The 15,369-nt window shown below is 65.0% G+C and carries 14 protein-coding genes; 13 read left to right on the forward strand and 1 reads right to left on the reverse strand.

Features of this window, described 5'->3' with window-relative positions:
- Positions 1-63 precede the first annotated feature (63 nt).
- The 10 genes from IVB18_RS18750 (at position 64) to mmsB (ending at position 11,320) form a co-directional block, all read left to right on the forward strand.
- Positions 64-1,608: a sugar ABC transporter ATP-binding protein gene (locus IVB18_RS18750; protein WP_247990485.1), complete on the forward strand. Its 1,545-nt coding sequence runs from the start codon at positions 64-66 to the stop codon at positions 1,606-1,608.
- Entirely contained in the window at positions 1,605-2,597 is a 993-nt protein-coding gene (locus IVB18_RS18755; RefSeq protein WP_247990486.1) for an ABC transporter permease, read from the forward strand. Before IVB18_RS18750 ends, IVB18_RS18755 begins: the two co-directional genes overlap by 4 nt.
- The gene (gene yjfF / locus IVB18_RS18760; protein ID WP_247990487.1) at positions 2,594-3,574 is read left to right on the forward strand and encodes a galactofuranose ABC transporter, permease protein YjfF; all 981 of its coding nucleotides are present in this window, start codon (positions 2,594-2,596) and stop codon (positions 3,572-3,574) included. The genes IVB18_RS18755 and yjfF overlap by 4 nt, the downstream gene beginning before the upstream one ends.
- A complete protein-coding gene (locus tag IVB18_RS18765; protein ID WP_247990488.1) occupies positions 3,571-4,347 on the forward strand; it encodes a FadR/GntR family transcriptional regulator in 777 nt (258 codons plus the stop codon). Before yjfF ends, IVB18_RS18765 begins: the two co-directional genes overlap by 4 nt.
- Positions 4,344-5,270, forward strand: a complete 927-nt coding sequence (locus IVB18_RS18770) for a Gfo/Idh/MocA family oxidoreductase (RefSeq protein WP_247990489.1) — start codon at positions 4,344-4,346, stop codon at positions 5,268-5,270. The genes IVB18_RS18765 and IVB18_RS18770 overlap by 4 nt, the downstream gene beginning before the upstream one ends.
- A 2-nt stretch (positions 5,271-5,272) precedes the next feature.
- The gene (locus tag IVB18_RS18775; RefSeq protein ID WP_247990490.1) at positions 5,273-6,349 is read left to right on the forward strand and encodes an aldose epimerase family protein; all 1,077 of its coding nucleotides are present in this window, start codon (positions 5,273-5,275) and stop codon (positions 6,347-6,349) included.
- Positions 6,346-7,227 (forward strand): SMP-30/gluconolactonase/LRE family protein, encoded by an 882-nt coding sequence (locus IVB18_RS18780; RefSeq protein WP_247990491.1) that lies wholly within the window; start codon positions 6,346-6,348, stop codon positions 7,225-7,227. Before IVB18_RS18775 ends, IVB18_RS18780 begins: the two co-directional genes overlap by 4 nt.
- Before the next feature lie 70 nt (positions 7,228-7,297).
- Positions 7,298-8,371: a multiple monosaccharide ABC transporter substrate-binding protein gene (gene chvE, locus IVB18_RS18785; RefSeq protein ID WP_247990492.1), complete on the forward strand. Its 1,074-nt coding sequence runs from the start codon at positions 7,298-7,300 to the stop codon at positions 8,369-8,371.
- A 184-nt stretch (positions 8,372-8,555) separates the two neighbouring features.
- On the forward strand, positions 8,556-10,133 hold the full coding sequence (mmsA, locus tag IVB18_RS18790; protein WP_247990493.1) for a multiple monosaccharide ABC transporter ATP-binding protein: 1,578 nt from the start codon (positions 8,556-8,558) through the stop codon (positions 10,131-10,133).
- Positions 10,130-11,320 carry a multiple monosaccharide ABC transporter permease gene (gene mmsB, locus IVB18_RS18795; protein ID WP_247990494.1) on the forward strand — a complete coding sequence of 397 codons (1,191 nt, stop codon included), beginning with the start codon at positions 10,130-10,132 and terminating at the stop codon, positions 11,318-11,320. The genes mmsA and mmsB overlap by 4 nt, the downstream gene beginning before the upstream one ends.
- A 78-nt stretch (positions 11,321-11,398) precedes the next feature.
- Here mmsB and IVB18_RS18800 read toward each other — a convergent pair whose 3' ends face one another.
- The gene (locus tag IVB18_RS18800) at positions 11,399-11,806 is read right to left on the reverse strand and encodes a hypothetical protein (RefSeq protein WP_247990495.1); all 408 of its coding nucleotides are present in this window, start codon (positions 11,804-11,806) and stop codon (positions 11,399-11,401) included.
- 226 nt (positions 11,807-12,032) lie between these two features.
- On the opposite strand from IVB18_RS18800, the gene IVB18_RS18805 reads away from it, so the two are divergent.
- The 3 genes from IVB18_RS18805 to IVB18_RS18815 all read left to right on the forward strand — a co-directional run bounded on the left by IVB18_RS18805 (position 12,033) and on the right by IVB18_RS18815 (position 15,298).
- Positions 12,033-12,695 carry an HAD family hydrolase gene (locus IVB18_RS18805; RefSeq protein ID WP_247990496.1) on the forward strand — a complete coding sequence of 221 codons (663 nt, stop codon included), beginning with the start codon at positions 12,033-12,035 and terminating at the stop codon, positions 12,693-12,695.
- An 8-nt stretch (positions 12,696-12,703) separates the two neighbouring features.
- Positions 12,704-13,654: a sugar-binding transcriptional regulator gene (locus IVB18_RS18810; protein ID WP_247990497.1), complete on the forward strand. Its 951-nt coding sequence runs from the start codon at positions 12,704-12,706 to the stop codon at positions 13,652-13,654.
- Positions 13,655-14,044: 390 nt separating this feature from the next.
- A complete protein-coding gene (locus IVB18_RS18815) occupies positions 14,045-15,298 on the forward strand; it encodes a sugar ABC transporter substrate-binding protein (protein WP_247991669.1) in 1,254 nt (417 codons plus the stop codon).
- Positions 15,299-15,369: the final 71 nt, after the last annotated feature.

Below are 15,369 nucleotides of genomic sequence, written 5' to 3' on the forward strand. Positions count from 1 at the left end.
GCTGCGCAAACAAGTAGGCTGGGCGTCCGCTTGTGTGCGGGCGCCGGTGGGAGTGACGTCGCAATGGAGAACAGCCTCGATCCTGCTCCGCCGCTATTGGAGGTGCGCGGGATCAGCAAGAGCTTCGGCGCTGTGCGCGCGTTGCAGGAGGTCGACTTCACGCTTCGCGCCGGCGAGATCCATGCACTGCTCGGCGAGAACGGCGCCGGCAAGTCCACGCTGATCAAGGTCATCACCGGCGTATTCCCGCGCGACGCGGGCATCGTCAGGCTCGGCGGCGAAGAGGTCGCGCCGCGATCGGCCAAGGCGGCGCTTCAGGCCGGGATTGCCACCGTCTACCAGGAGGTCAATCTGCTGCCCAACCTCTCGGTTGCGCAGAACCTGTTCCTCGACCGGCAGCCGATGCGCTTCGGCATCGTGCGCGAAGGCGAGATGCGCCGCCGCGCGCAAGCGCTGCTCACGGAATTCGGTCTCGATATCGACGTGTCCGCGCCGCTTGGCAGCTATTCCGTCGCCGTGCAGCATGTCACCGCGATCGCGCGCGCCGTCGATCTCTCCGCTCGCGTGCTGATCCTCGACGAGCCGACCGCGAGCCTCGACCGCCACGAGGTCGAGATCCTCTTCAATATCATGCGCCAGCTTGCCGGCCGCGGCATCGGCATCGTCTTCGTCAGCCACTTCCTCGACCAGGTCTACGAGATCTCCGATCGCATCACGGTGCTGCGCAACGGACGCCTGGTTGGTGAGCGCGAGACCGCATCGCTGCCGCGGCTCGAGTTGATCCGGATGATGCTCGGCCGCGAGCTTGCCGAGACTACCAGCGCCCGCGCAGCCACGCGCGAACATCAGGTGCGCGAGGTCTGCGCGAGCTTCGAGAATTACGGCAAGGCCGGCTACGTCGCGCCGTTCAATCTCGAACTACGCCAAGGCGAGGTCGTCGGTCTCGCCGGCCTGCTCGGCTCGGGCCGGACCGAGACGGCGCGGCTGGTGTTCGGGGCCGAGCGCGCCGATCGCGGCCAGGCCAAGATGGAGGGCGCGCCAATACGGCTCCAGTCGCCACGCGACGGCGTGCGCCACGGTTTTGGTTATTGCCCGGAAGAGCGCAAGACCGACGGCATCGTCGCCGAGCTGACGGTGCGCGAGAACATCGCTCTCGCGCTCCAGGCCAAGCGCGGCCTGCATAGGCCGCTGTCGCGGCGCGAGCAGGACGAGATCGCGCGCCGTTATGTCAAGATGCTCGACATCCGCCCGCCAGATCCGGAGCGCCCGGTGGGCCTGTTGTCTGGCGGCAATCAGCAAAAGGTGCTGTTGGCGCGCTGGCTTGCGACCTCGCCGCGGCTGCTGGTGCTGGACGAGCCGACCCGCGGCATCGACGTCGGCGCGCATGCCGAGATCATCCGCCTGATCCGCGAGCTTTGCGACGATGGGCTGGCGCTGCTCGTGATCTCCTCCGAGCTCGACGAGATCGTGACTTATTCCGACCGCGTCGTGGTGTTGCGCGATCGCGCCCATGTCGACGAGCTCACCGGCGAAGCGATCGACGTCACCAACATTCTCGCGGCCATCGCCGCCGATGGTGCCGCCGTGGCGCATGAGGGCCGGGCATGACAGCGCTGTTGTCGCGCCGGGGCCTCGCCCAGATCCTTGCGCTGATCGTCATCCTGGCAGTCGACCGCGTGGTGTCGCCGCAATTCTTCGAGCTGCGTCTCCAGGATGGCCGGCTGTTCGGTAGTCTCATCGACGTGCTCAACCGCGGCACGCCGGTGGCGCTGCTCTCGCTCGGCATGGTGCTGGTGATTGCGACGCGCGGCATCGATCTGTCGGTCGGCGCGATCATGGCGATCTCCGGCGCGATCGCGGCGAGCCTCGCCGACAGCCACGGCCTTCCGGTGGTGCTCGCTGCGGCGCTCGGCGCGGGCCTCGTCTGCGGCCTCTGGAACGGATTTCTCGTCAGCGTGCTCGGCATGCAGCCGATCGTCGCGACGCTGATCCTGATGATCGCTGGCCGCGGCATCGCCCAGCTCATCACCGAGGGGCGCATCGTGACCTTCAGCTCGCCCGACCTGGTCTGGCTCGGCAATGGTTCCATCCTCGGCCTGCCGCTACCGGTCGCGATTGCGCTCGGCATGCTGATCCTCACCGGCGCGATGGTGCGCGGCTCGGCGCTAGGGCTGCTGATCGAGGCGACCGGCGGCAATGCAAGGGCGAGCGAGCTTGCCGGCGTCGGTACGCGCGCGATGATCTTGGCGGTCTATGTCTGGTGCGGCGTCTGCGCCGCCCTTGCCGGCGTGATCGCGGCCGCCGACATCATGGGGGCGGACGCCAACAATGCCGGCCTCTGGCTCGAGCTCGACGCGATCCTGGCCGTGGTGATTGGCGGCACCTCGCTGTTCGGCGGCCGCTTCAGCCTCGTGCTGGCGGTGCTCGGTGCGCTGATCATCCAGACCATGAACACCGGCATTCTGCTGTCGGGCTACCCGCCGGAGTTCAACCTGCTGGTCAAGGCGGTCGTGGTGCTCGCGGTGCTGCTGCTGCAATCGCCGAAGCTGTCTGGCTTCTCCGGGATCATGGCGCGGCTGCGGAGGACGAAAGCATGAAAGGCCTGTCGCCCGTCCTCATCACGGCCATCGTGCTCGTCTTGGGCTTCGCGCTCTGCGCGGTGCAATTTCCCAACATCGCCTCGACCCGCGTGGTCGGCAATCTCCTGACCGACAACGCTTTCCTCGGCATCGTCGCGACCGGGATGACCTTTGTCATCGTTTCCGGCGGCATCGATCTCTCGGTCGGCTCGGTGATCGGCTTCACCACCGTATTCGTCGCGCTGGCGATCGAGCGCTGGGGCATGCCGCCGCTGGTCGCCTTCGTCACTATCCTGGCGCTTTCGGCGGCCTTTGGGGCGGCGATGGGCGCCGTCATTCATGCCTTCGATCTGCCGCCCTTTATCGTGACGCTGGCCGGGATGTTCCTCGCCCGCGGCGCCAGTTTCCTGCTCTCGACGGAATCGGTGCCGATCACCGCGCCGATTTATTCGACCGTGTCGGACTTCGCATTGCGGCTACCCGGCGGTGGACGATTGACGGCAATCGCGATCATCATGCTCGTCATCGTGATCGGCGGCGCATTGCTGTTGAATCTCACCCGTTTTGGCGCCAACGTCTACGCGCTCGGCGGCAGCCGGGTCGCTGCAAGCCTGATGGGCGTTGCCGTCGGCAAGATGACGGTGAAGATCTACATGCTGTCGAGCCTGCTCGCAGGCATTGCAGGCATCGTCTTCTCGTTCTACACCAGCGCCGGCTACTCGCTCTCCGCCGTCGGCGTCGAGCTCGACACCATCGCCGCCGTCGTGATCGGCGGCACGCTGCTGACGGGTGGGCAGGGCTCGGTGGTCGGCACGTTCCTCGGCGTGCTGATCCAGGGCCTGATCCAGACCTACATCAATTTTGACGGGACGCTGTCGAGCTGGTGGACCAAGATCGCGACCGGGGTGCTGTTGTTCGCCTTCATCGCCTTGCAGCAGGCGCTGGTCGCGCTCGCGCGCCGGCCGATGGCGAAGAGCGCAGGAGCGGCCTCATGACCTCGCGCATCCTCGTCATCCCGACGCGGCGGGCTCACTCCAATCACGCGGAGGTAGCCCGCTCGATCGGCGTCGACATCATCGCCGGCCGATATGCCGAAGAGACGCGGCTGCCCGGCGATGCCGAGCTGACCGCGATGTTCGGCGTATCGCGGCCGGTGTTGCGGGAGAGCGTGAAGACGCTGGTCGCCAAGGGTCTTCTCACCACCAAGGCGCGGGTCGGCACCGTCGTGCGCGAGCGCACGGCCTGGAACATGTTCGATGCGGATGTGCTGGCCTGGCATCTGGATGCCGGCATCGACAAGCGCTTCCTCAACGACCTCGCCGAGATCCGTCTCGCGGTCGAGCCGCGGGCGGCGGTGCTGGCGGCGGCGCGGCGGTCGGAAGAGGATCTCGCCGTGCTCCATCGTTGCATGGACCGCATGCGGCTTGAAGCGTCCGACTCGGTCGGCTTTGCCGACGCGGACCTTGCGCTTCACGTCGCGGTGGCGCGCGCGTCCGGCAATCTGTTCATGCGCTCGATCGGCCACGTGATCGAGGCCGCGCTGCGCGCTTCGTTCCTGCTGAGTGCCCCGGTCGAGCCGGAGGACCGTGACACCGTGCTGCTCTGGCACCAGAAGATCGTCGATGCGATCGCGGCAGGTGACGCCAACACGGCGTCCGAGGCGATGGTCTATGTCATTCACAACGGTATGAGCCGCCATGAAGGCACGGTCATCGAGACCGCGCCGGCCGAGGCGCTGCCGTCGGTGGAAGCTGGAGAGAGATCGTGACCGAACTTCGTATCGCCATCGTCGGCTTCGGCAAGATCGCGCGCGACCAGCATGTCGGCGCGATCGCAGCAACACCGGGCGCGACCCTCGCGGCTGTTGCGAGCCGCAACGCCTCGCTGCCGGGGCTGCCGCATTTTGCCACGATTGAAGAACTCCTTGAGAAGGGGCCGGCGATCGACGCAGTATCGCTGTGCACGCCGCCGCAAGTGCGGCGTGCACAGGCTGCGGCAGCGCTCGCCGCCGGTAAGCATGTGATGCTGGAGAAACCGCCCGGCACCGGCGTCGCCGAGCTCGATCCGCTCATCGCGATGGCGGCAGCGGCAAAGCGGACGCTGTTTGCGACGTGGCATTCACGTTACGCGCCCGCGGTCGAGCCCGCGCGCGAATGGCTCGCGAAATGCCGGATCGCGTCTGTGCACATCAGCTGGAAGGAGGATGTCCGCGTCTGGCATCCCGGGCAGGGCTGGATCTGGGAGCCGGGCGGGCTCGGGGTGTTCGATCCCGGCATCAACGCGCTCTCGATCCTGACCCGTATCGTGCCGCAACCGGTGTTCGTCACGGCGGCCGAGCTTGCCTTTCCCGCCAATTGCCAGGCGCCGATCGCGGCGAACCTGACGCTGACCGACATCAGCGGACTGCCGGTCACGGCCGAGTTCGATTTCCGCCAGACCGGCCCGCAGAGCTGGGATATCGTCGTGGAAACCGATCGGGGCCGGATGACATTGTCGGGTGGGGGGCGGCGCATGGCCATCGACGGCAAGGTGCTTGCCGAGGCGCCCGATGAGGAATATCGCGGGCTCTATCGCCGCTTCGTCGCGCTCGCCGCGACCGGCGCGAGCGACGTCGACCTGACACCGCTTCGTCTCGTCGCCGATGCTTTCCTGCTCGGCAGGCGCACCATCGTCGAACCGTTTATGGACTAGACATGGCTGGCTCAAAACTAGAAAAAGACGTTTTCGGAACGCTGCCGGATGGCCGCGTGGTGGAGCGTATCGTGCTGCGCGGGGCGGGCGGGTTCGAAGCGAGCATCATCACCCATGGCGCGGTGTTGCAGGCGCTGATCGCGCCGGACGCGAAGGGTGGCTATGACGACGTCGTGCTCGGCCATGACGCGTTCGCCGGCTATCTCGCAGAACGGAAGTTTTTCGGCGCCACCGTCGGCCGCTACGCCAACCGCATCGCCAACGGGCAATTTTCGCTGGACGGCGAGGCGGTGCAGCTTCTCGTCAACAACGGCCCCAATGCGCTGCATGGCGGCCTGGACGGATTTGATCGAAAGCTCTGGCAGATCGCCGAGATCGACCATGGCGCGGAGCCCGCGGTGACGCTCACCTATACGAGCCCGCATGGCGAAGAGAATTATCCCGGCCGGCTCGACGTGCGCCTGACCTATCGCGTCACCGGCCCGACCGAGTTGTCGCTGAGCATGGAGGCGCGGACCGATCGGGCAACCATCGTCAACCTGACCAATCACAGCTTCTTCAATCTGGAAGGCGCCACGTCAGGGACGCCCATCCTCAATCACCGGCTGACGGTCGCCGCCGAGCAGTTTCTCGCCATCGACCCGACTGCCATTCCGCTGCCGGAGCCGCCGCGCGCGGTAGCCGGCACGCCGTTCGACTTCCGGACTGCAAGGCCGGTGGGCGAACGGATCCGCGAAAGCGATCAGCAATTGCGCAACGGAAGGGGCTACGACCACACTTACTGTCTCCAGCGTAACGGCGAGCTGGCTCTCGCGGCACGGCTGGAAGCACCGCGCTCGGGACGGATCATGGAGCTGTTCACCGATCAGCCGGGCCTTCAGGTCTATTCGGGCAATTACCTCGACGGCACGGTCTCCGGGAAGGGCGGCAAGCTGATCCGGCAATCGGACGCCATGTGTCTGGAGCCGCATATCTGGCCGAACGCGCCGAACCGGCCGGACTTTCCGAGCCCGCGCCTCGCGCCCGGCGAGGTCTATCGCCATCACACGGTCTATCGGTTCGCAGTGAGGACGCCATGACGGAAGAGGTGCGGACCTCGGTCCTCTCCGCCGAGCCTTGCCATCTCGGCGAGGGACCGACCTATGACGTGGCTACAGATACCGCCTGGTGGTTCGACATCCGCGAAGGGCGGCTGTTCGAGGCGCGCTTGGCCAGCGGCAACATCCGGGTCCACGCGCTCGGCCGGATGGCGAGCGCGCTCGGGCGTATCGACGCTAAGCGCCAGTTGATCGTGGCGGAAGACGGTCTCTACATCCGTCAGCTCGCCGATGGCGCCATGACGCTGTTCTGCCCGCTCGAAGCCGACAATCCCGCCACCCGCTCCAACGATTGCCGCGTGCATCAGTCCGGCACGTTCTGGATCGGCACCATGGGGCGCAAGGCTGAGCCGAATGCCGGCGCGATCTATGCGCTCCATCGCGGCAAGATCTCGATGCTGTTCCCCGGCATCAGCATTGCCAATTCGATCTGCTTCTCGCCCGATGGCGCAACCGGCTACTTCGCCGACACCGCGCGCAACGTGCTCTATGCCGTCCCGCTCAATCCCGCGACCGGTCTGCCGCGCGGCGAGCCGGAGGTGCTGTTGCGCCACACCGGCATCGGCGGCCTCGACGGCTCGGTGGTCGACGCCGATGGGCAAATCTGGAACGCCTGCTGGGGTGCAGGCCGCATCGACATCTACAGTCCGCAGGGCGAGCGCCTGCGCTCGCTGCGTGTGCCGGCACGGCAGGCGAGCTGTCCCGCCTTCGTTGGACCCGATCTGTCGCGCCTCCTGGTCACTTCCGCCTGGCAGGACCTGGACGATGCGGCGCGCGCCGCCGATCCGCAAGCCGGCTGCACCTTTCTGTTGGAGGCCTCCGCGCGCGGTCGTGCGGAACCAGACGTCAAGCTTGGATAGGAGACCAGAGCCAGCACATACCGCGTTCTCGACCAAACGAAAAACAGTCTGACACATAAGGGAGTGAAACATGCTGAAACTGAAGACGACATTCCTCGCGCTCGCCATGGCAGGCGCCGCCGCGTTGGCCGCGGGCGTTCCCGCCTCCGCCCAGGACAAGGCGACCGTCGGCATCGCCATGCCGACCAAATCCTCGGCGCGCTGGATCGACGACGGCAACAACATGGTCAAGGTGCTGAAGGAGCGTGGCTACAACACCGATCTGCAATATGCCGAGGACGACATCCCGAACCAGCTCTCGCAGGTCGAGAACATGGTGACCAAGGGCGCGAAAGCGCTGGTGATTGCCGCGATCGACGGTACCACGCTCTCGGACGTGCTCAAGCAGGCCAAGGCGAAGGGCATCATCATCATCGCCTATGACCGGCTGATCCGCGGCACGCCGAATGTCGACTATTATGCGACCTTCGACAACTTCCAGGTCGGCGTGCTCCAGGCGCAGTCGATCGAGCAGGGGCTCGGACTGAAGGAAGGCAAGGGGCCCTTCAACATCGAGCTGTTCGGCGGTTCGCCCGACGATAACAACGCCTACTTCTTCTACAACGGCGCGATGAGTGTGCTGAAGCCGTACATCGACAGCGGCAAGCTCGTCGTCGTCTCCGGCCAGATGGGCATGGACAAGGTCGCGACGCTGCGCTGGGACGGCGCCACCGCGCAGGCCCGCATGGACAATCTGCTCAGCGCCTACTACGGCAACAAGAAGGTCAACGCCGTGCTGTCGCCCTATGACGGCCTCTCGATCGGCATCATCTCCTCGCTGAAGGGCGTGGGCTACGGCAGCGCCGGTCAGCCGATGCCTGTCATCAGCGGCCAGGATGCCGAGGTGCCCTCGATCAAGGCGATGCTGCGTGGCGATCAGTATTCGACCATCTTCAAGGACACCCGCGACCTCGCCAAGGTGACCGCCGACATGGTCGACGCTGCGCTCGCCGGCAAGCAGGTCACCGTCAACGACGCCAAGACCTACGAGAATGGCGCCAAGACCGTGCCGTCCTATTTGCTGAAGCCGGTGGCGGTCTACAAGGACAATTGGGAGAAACTCCTGGTCGACAGCGGCTACTACAAGAAGTCGCAGTTTCAGTAGGAATCTCTCTTCTCCCTCGCCCCGTTCTTACGGGGAGAGGGTTGGGGTGAGGGGCTGCTTCAGCGGGGACGGTGAAAGTTGCCCTCGCGGAAGCTCCCCCTCACCCGGATCGCATCTTGCGATGCGATCCGACCTCTCCCCGCAGGCGGGGCGAGGTAAGCTCGCAGACAGGGACACGACGCCAATGACCGCAATGCTGGAAATGCGCAACGTCAGCAAGAGCTTTGCAGGCGTACAGGCGCTGCGCGACGTCAACTTCTCGATTGAGGCCGGGCAGATCCACGCCCTCGTCGGCGAGAACGGCGCCGGCAAGTCCACGCTGATGAAGGTGCTGAGCGGGGTCTATTCCTTCGGCAGCTATGAGGGCACCATCGTCTTCGACGGCGAGGAGCGCCGCTTCCGCGACATCAACGATTCCGAGGCGCTCGGCATCATCATCATCCACCAGGAGCTGGCGCTGATCCCGCTGATGTCGATCGCGGAAAACATCTTTCTGTCGCATCCGCCGTCGAAGCTCGGCGTCATCGATCGCGACGAGGTGTACCGGCGTACGCGAGAGCTCCTGGCGCAGGTCGGCCTGAAGGAATCGCCGGATACGCTGATCACCGATCTCGGTGTCGGCAAGCAGCAGCTTGTCGAGATTGCGAAAGCGCTGTCCAAACGGGTGCGGATGCTGATCCTGGACGAGCCGACCGCGAGCCTGAACGAGGCCGACAGCGCTGCGCTGCTCAAGCGCCTCATGAAGTTTCGCGAGCAGGGCATCGCCTCGATCCTGATCTCGCACAAGCTCAACGAAGTCGCGCGCGTCGCCGATCATATCACGGTGCTGCGCGACGGCCGCACCGTCGACGGCATCGACTGCCGCACGGAACCGGTCGAGGAGGACCGCATCATCCGCAGCATGGTCAACCGCGATCTCGCCCACCGCTTTCCGGAGCGTCGCGCGAAGATCGGCGAACCCGTCCTCACCGTGGGGAACTGGTCGGTCTATCATCCGATCCATTCCGAGCGGCAGGTGATCAAGAACGTCGATTTCAGCGTGAAGCGCGGCGAGGTCGTCGGCATCGCCGGGCTGATGGGCGCGGGCCGCACCGAATTCGCCATGAGCCTGTTCGGCCGCTCCTGGGGCGCCAATGTCAGCGGGTCGATCCGGCTCGAAGGTAATGAGATCGTGCTGCCGAACGTCGCAGCCGCCATCGATGCCGGCCTTGCCTATGTCACCGAGGACCGCAAGCAGCTCGGGCTGATCCTCGCCGACGACGTCCGCAAGAACATCACGCTGGCAAGCCTCGATCAGGTCGCCCCGCGCCGGGTGATCGACGACATCGCCGAGCTCAAGGTCGCCAGCGACTATCGAAATCGCATGCGCATCCGCTGCTCCGACGTCTACCAGGAGACCGGCCAGCTCTCCGGCGGCAACCAGCAGAAGGTGGTGCTGTCGAAATGGCTGATGACCGATCCCAAGGTGCTGATCCTGGACGAGCCGACGCGGGGCATCGACGTCGGTGCGAAATACGAGATTTACTGTATCATCAACGAGCTCGCGGAGGCCGGCCGCGGCGTCGTAGTGATTTCCTCGGAAATGCCCGAGCTGCTCGGTATCTGCGACCGCATCTGCGTCATGAACGACGGCGCCTTCGTCGGCGAGTTTACGGGCACTGATGCGACGCAGGAAAAGATCATGCGCGCCATCATGCGCAACGATAGAAACTTTGGTAGCGGCACGCCTGTTGCCGCGGAGATGGGAGGATCGCAGCCATGACCGACAAGACGGTTTCGCTGCCCGAGGAGCGCCGGCACGGCAGCTTCATCAAGAACAATCTGCGCAACTATGGCATGTTGATGTCGCTGATCGCGATCATGCTGTTCTTCCAGGTCATGACCGGCGGCACGCTGCTCCAGCCGCTCAATCTCACCAATCTGGTGCTTCAGAACAGCTATATCGTCATCATGGCGCTCGGCATGCTCTTGGTGATCGTCACAGGCCATATCGACCTCTCGGTTGGCTCGGTCGCAGGCTTCGTCGGCGCGGTGGCCGCCGTGCTGATGGTGACGTACAAGATCGACTATATGCTCGCCTTCATCGCCTGCCTCGTGCTCGGGGCAGGAATCGGCGCCGCGCAGGGCTACTGGGTCGCCTATTTCAAGATCCCATCCTTCATCGTGACGCTGGCCGGCATGCTGGTGTTCAAGGGGCTCGCGCTCGCGGTGTTGCAGGGCCAATCGCTCGGACCGTTCCCACCGACCTTCCAGAAATTGTCGTCGGGCTTTATTCCGGAAATGCTCCCTGAGGCCGGGACGCTGCATCCGACGTCGATGCTGATCGGCGCCGTGCTGGCGCTTGGGCTGGTCTACGCCAGCGCCAAGAGCCGCACGCGCGAGCAGTCGCATGGCATCGAGGTCGAGCCTTATGCGTTCTTCCTGGGCAAGAGCGTCGTGCTGGCCTGCGCGGTGCTCTACGCCACCTATCTGATCGCGACCTATCGCGGCCTGCCCAACGTGCTGGTGATCATGAGCGCGCTGATCGCGCTCTACGGCTTCGTCACCCGCCGCACCGTGATCGGCCGGCAGATCTACGCGGTGGGCGGCAACGCCAAGGCGGCAAAGCTCTCGGGCATCAAGACCGAGCGGCTGACCTTCCTGACCTTCGTCAACATGGGCGTGCTCGCAGCCCTCGCCGGCCTCGTCTTCGCCGCGCGCCTCAACACCGCGACCCCGAAGGCCGGTCTCGGTTTCGAGCTCGACGTCATCGCCGCCTGCTTCATCGGCGGCGCCTCGGCCTATGGCGGCGTCGGGCGCGTCGGCGGCGCCGTGGTCGGCGCCATGATCATGGGCGTGATGAACAACGGCATGTCGATCCTCGGCATCGGCATCGACTACCAGCAGGTGATCAAGGGCCTGGTGCTGCTCGGGGCGGTGTGCATCGACGTGTACAATCAGCGGAGATAGGGCGGCGGCCAATTCGCCCAGCAGCTTGATCTCAAATTGGTATGGATCGCTTGTGCCGGGTCGATGTCTATCGCCCCGTCAACGGGAGCGCTTTGGCAGTTTCTGGAGTTTGGCTGGGTCGAATTTCGGTGTCGGCTGTTGCGCCGCCGGCGCGGGCGACTGTTCTTCACTGAGAATAAGTGTGCCCTCGAGGAGCACGCCCGGGAACTGTTCAGCCGTGCCGGTGTATCGAGCGACCTTGCCGGAGCACGTTCCTTCCAGCGTAAGCTTGAGCTCGTCGTCGGTTCCGAAAACCGTAGGCAGCCGTTCGGTATGCCTTTTGGTCAAAACGGTCGCGGTAAATCGATCGCCGCTGACGTCGATGGAGCCGCTGTAACTCATGACCCCGTCGCAGCCCCAGACAATCCCGTCCGCGACATGGGCGATGCCGGTGCCTTGACCCGTCGGTGTCTTGAACCACGCCCGGTATGTGCCGTCCTTGAGCATGAAATGCTCCCCGCCTCGTTGCTGGGAATAGATCATAGGCACAACCTAAAGATGGCGTTAAGCCTTCGTAGCGCCCGGCCGATCTAACAGTTTGCGGCTCGCCTCTACTGCGTCCTACTCGGCACGATTGTCCTGGTGACCAGCGGCTGTTGATGCGGAAAAGATGCGGTGTCATGGTCGCGAGTGAACTATTGCTCACGAGTTGGGTATATGATCGAATGGCTGGATGCACCGAGCCCGGCTCAAGCCCGATCTGATCATTTTCGACTGTGACGGCGTGCTCGTCGACAGCGAGCTGTTGAGTTGCCGTTGCTTGTCCGAGGTGTTGGCCGAGTTCGGGATCGCGCTCAGCGAAGACCAGGCGCTCGAGCTCTTTCTCGGACGCAGCACGAAGGCGATCGAGCAGCATTATCGTAATCTCGGACAGGTCGTGCCGGACGACTTCCTGCTGCGATTGAAGTCGCATGTGCTGAAGACCTTCGCGGGCTCACTCCAACCGATCCCCGACATTGCCGCCGTGATGTCCGAATTGCGCGTGCCGTTTTGCGTGGCTTCGTCCAGCGACATCGATCGCGTCTCGCTCTCGCTTGATATCACCCGCCTCCGGACGCATTTCGGCGACCGCCTCTACACCGCGCAGATGGTGAAGCACGGCAAGCCAGCGCCCGACCTCTTTCTGTACGCCGCCGCGAAGATGCAAGCCCATCCTTCGCGCACCCTCGTGATCGAGGACAGTGTCAGCGGCGTGCAGGCCGCCAAGGCTGCCGGCATGACGGTCTGGGGATTTGTCGGCGGCAGCCATTATCGGGAACGCGATGGCCACGCTATATTGACCGTCGCCGGGGCCGATCGGGTCTTCGCGCGCATGAGTGATTTCTGGGAGGCGTGACTTCAGCGATGGCCGCCGAGAACGAAAAATCCAGGCTCGACGACGCCGCGCGCGCCGGCTGGCTCTATTTCATTGCCGGTCACACCCAGGACGAGATCGCCAAAATGCTCCAGGTGTCGCGAGCGTCGGCGCAGCGGTTGGTCTCGCTGTGCCTTGCCGAGCGGCTCATCACCTTCCGGCTCGAACATCCCATTGCCGCATGCATGGAACTGGCGTCGCGGCTGAAGCAGCGTTTTGATCTCGCCCATTGCGAGGTGGTGCCGGCCGATCCTGCGGCGCCGCAGGCTACCGCGGGAATTGCCGAACGCTGCGCCAACCTGCTGGACGCGACGCTGCGCTCGGAGACGCCCGTCATCGTCGCACTCGGGACGGGGCGGGCGGTCCGCGCCGCGGTCGAGCGCGTCACGCCGATCGACCGCCCCAATCATCAGATCGTCTCGCTGGTCGGCAACATCTCCGCCGACGGCTCGGCGAGCTTCTACGATACCGTCGGCAGGCTCGCCGACCGCACCGGCGCGCGGCATTATCCGATGCCGCTGCCGTTCCTGATGTCGTCGGAGGACGAGCGCAACAAGATGGTCCGGATCGAACCGATCGCCAAGGTGAAGGCGGTTGCGGCCAAGGCGGATCTGCGCCTCGTCGGCATCGGCCAAATGGACCAGAAGGCGCAGGTGCATGTCGACGGCTTCGTTACCCGTGACGAATTGTTCGAGATGATGCGGCAGGGGGCGATCGGTGAGATCACAGGCTGGGCCTATGACGCCAAAGGCCGCTTGCTCAAGGCCGGCACCAACAAACGCCTGACCAGCATTCCGCCGGAAGTGCCGGCGAAGACCACGACGATCGGCGCCGCGGTCGGTTCGGCCAAGGTCCCGGCGATCGCGGCCGCGTTGAACGGGCGCCTGATCAACGGCCTGATTACGGATGAGACGACCGCGCGGGCGATTCTGGAGCGGTGAGGCGAAGCTAGCGCGGCAACGGGACTCGGCTCCCTCTCCCGCTTGCGGGAGAGGGGTGGGGAGAGAGTGTCTCCGCGCGCGACGCTCCCCAGGAGGAAAAAGCCCTCACCCGCATCGCATCTTCGATGCGATGCGACCTCTCCCGCAAGCGGGAGAGGTAAGAACGCCCGCGGCACTCACTCGAGACCATCAACCCCACCCACTCCCGCACCGCAGCACTCGGAAGTTGCGGGAATACGCGCACGCCTGCTTGACAACGGCACTCCCGAAGTTGAACATACGCCCAACGCGTGGGCATATGCCCAAAAGCGCGAGCTTAGGGAGGTCACCGTGAAACACGTCCTCGGCGCCGTTTGCGGCGCGTCTGTCCTGCTGCTGGCCGTCCCCGCGATGGCCGAAACGACCCTGACGATCGCCACCGTGAACAACGGCGACATGATCCGCATGCAGGGGCTGACCAGCGAATTCACTGCGAAAAATCCCGACATCACCGTGAAATGGGTGACGCTGGAGGAGAACGTGCTCCGTCAGCGCGTCACCACCGACATCGCCACCAAGGGCGGCCAGTTCGACGTGCTCACCATCGGCACCTACGAGGTGCCGATCTGGGCCAAGAAGGGCTGGCTGGTGCCGCTCGCCAATCTCGGCGCCGACTACGATGTCGCCGACCTCCTGCCGAAGATCAAGGACGCGGTCTCCGTCGACGGCAAGCTGTACGCCGCGCCGTTTTACGGCGAGAGCTCGATGGTGATGTACCGCACCGACCTGTTCGAGAAGGCCGGCCTGAAGATGCCGGAAAAGCCGACATGGGACTTCGTGATCGACGCGGCCAAGAAGCTGACCGACAAGAGCGGGGGTGTCTACGGCATCTGCCTGCGCGGCAAGGCCGGCTGGGGCGAGAACATGGCGTTCCTCTCCGCCATGGCCAATTCCTATGGCGCACGCTGGTTCGACGAGAAGTGGCAGCCGCAGTTCAACACGCCGGAATGGAAGGCGACGCTGTCGACCTATGTCGACCTGATGAAGCAGGCCGGCCCTCCCGGCGCGAGCTCGAATGGTTTCAACGAGAATTTGGCGCTGTTCAACGCCGGCAAGTGTGCGATGTGGATCGACGCGACGGTGGCGGCGTCCTTCGTCACCAACCCGAAGGACTCCAAGGTCGCCGACAAGGTCGGCTTCGCGCTGGCGCCCAATACCGGGCTCGGCAAGAACGCCAACTGGCTGTGGGCCTGGAGTCTCGCAATCCCCGCCGGCTCGAAGAAGTCGGAAGCCGCCGAGAAGTTCGTCGCATGGGCGACCAGCAAGGACTACACCAAGCTCGTGGCGGCGAAGGAGGGCTGGGCCAACGTGCCGCCGGGCACGCGGACCTCGCTCTATCAGAACGCTGATTACCTCAAGGTCGCGCCGTTCGCCAAGCTGACGCTGGCCTCGATCGACGCGGCCGATCCGAACAAGCCGACCGTGAAGCCGGTGCCCTATGTCGGCGTGCAATACGCCGCGATCCCGGAATTTCAGGGCATCGGCACGCAGGTGGGGCAGCAATTCTCCGCGGCGCTCGCCGGCTCGATGACGGTCGATGCTGCGCTCACCGCGGCGCAATCCGTGACCGAGCGCGAGATGAAGCGCGCCGGCTACATCAAGTGAACCCGGGCTCTCCCTCCTGAGCTCAGACTAGCGGCCATCCACCATCGCGGATGGATGGCCGCCTTCTTCCC

It is taken from the genome of Bradyrhizobium sp. 186 (assembly GCF_023101685.1).
In the GTDB taxonomy this organism is placed as follows: Bacteria; Pseudomonadota; Alphaproteobacteria; order Rhizobiales; family Xanthobacteraceae; genus Bradyrhizobium.

Excerpts from the sequence above, each read along its gene's own strand:
- IVB18_RS18750 (WP_247990485.1), top strand. The coding sequence starts at position 64 with ATGGAGAACAGCCTCGATCCTGCTCCGCCGCTATTGGAGGTGCGCGGG.
- IVB18_RS18755 (WP_247990486.1), top strand. The coding sequence starts at position 1,605 with ATGACAGCGCTGTTGTCGCGCCGGGGCCTCGCCCAGATCCTTGCGCTG.
- yjfF (WP_247990487.1), top strand. The coding sequence starts at position 2,594 with ATGAAAGGCCTGTCGCCCGTCCTCATCACGGCCATCGTGCTCGTCTTG.
- IVB18_RS18765 (WP_247990488.1), top strand. The coding sequence starts at position 3,571 with ATGACCTCGCGCATCCTCGTCATCCCGACGCGGCGGGCTCACTCCAAT.
- IVB18_RS18775 (WP_247990490.1), top strand. The coding sequence starts at position 5,273 with ATGGCTGGCTCAAAACTAGAAAAAGACGTTTTCGGAACGCTGCCGGAT.
- IVB18_RS18780 (WP_247990491.1), top strand. The coding sequence starts at position 6,346 with ATGACGGAAGAGGTGCGGACCTCGGTCCTCTCCGCCGAGCCTTGCCAT.
- chvE (WP_247990492.1), top strand. The coding sequence starts at position 7,298 with ATGCTGAAACTGAAGACGACATTCCTCGCGCTCGCCATGGCAGGCGCC.
- mmsA (WP_247990493.1), top strand. The coding sequence starts at position 8,556 with ATGACCGCAATGCTGGAAATGCGCAACGTCAGCAAGAGCTTTGCAGGC.
- mmsB (WP_247990494.1), top strand. The coding sequence starts at position 10,130 with ATGACCGACAAGACGGTTTCGCTGCCCGAGGAGCGCCGGCACGGCAGC.
- IVB18_RS18800 (WP_247990495.1), bottom strand. The coding sequence starts at position 11,806 with ATGCTCAAGGACGGCACATACCGGGCGTGGTTCAAGACACCGACGGGT.
- IVB18_RS18805 (WP_247990496.1), top strand. The coding sequence starts at position 12,033 with ATGCACCGAGCCCGGCTCAAGCCCGATCTGATCATTTTCGACTGTGAC.
- IVB18_RS18810 (WP_247990497.1), top strand. The coding sequence starts at position 12,704 with ATGGCCGCCGAGAACGAAAAATCCAGGCTCGACGACGCCGCGCGCGCC.
- IVB18_RS18815 (WP_247991669.1), top strand. The coding sequence starts at position 14,045 with ATGGCCGAAACGACCCTGACGATCGCCACCGTGAACAACGGCGACATG.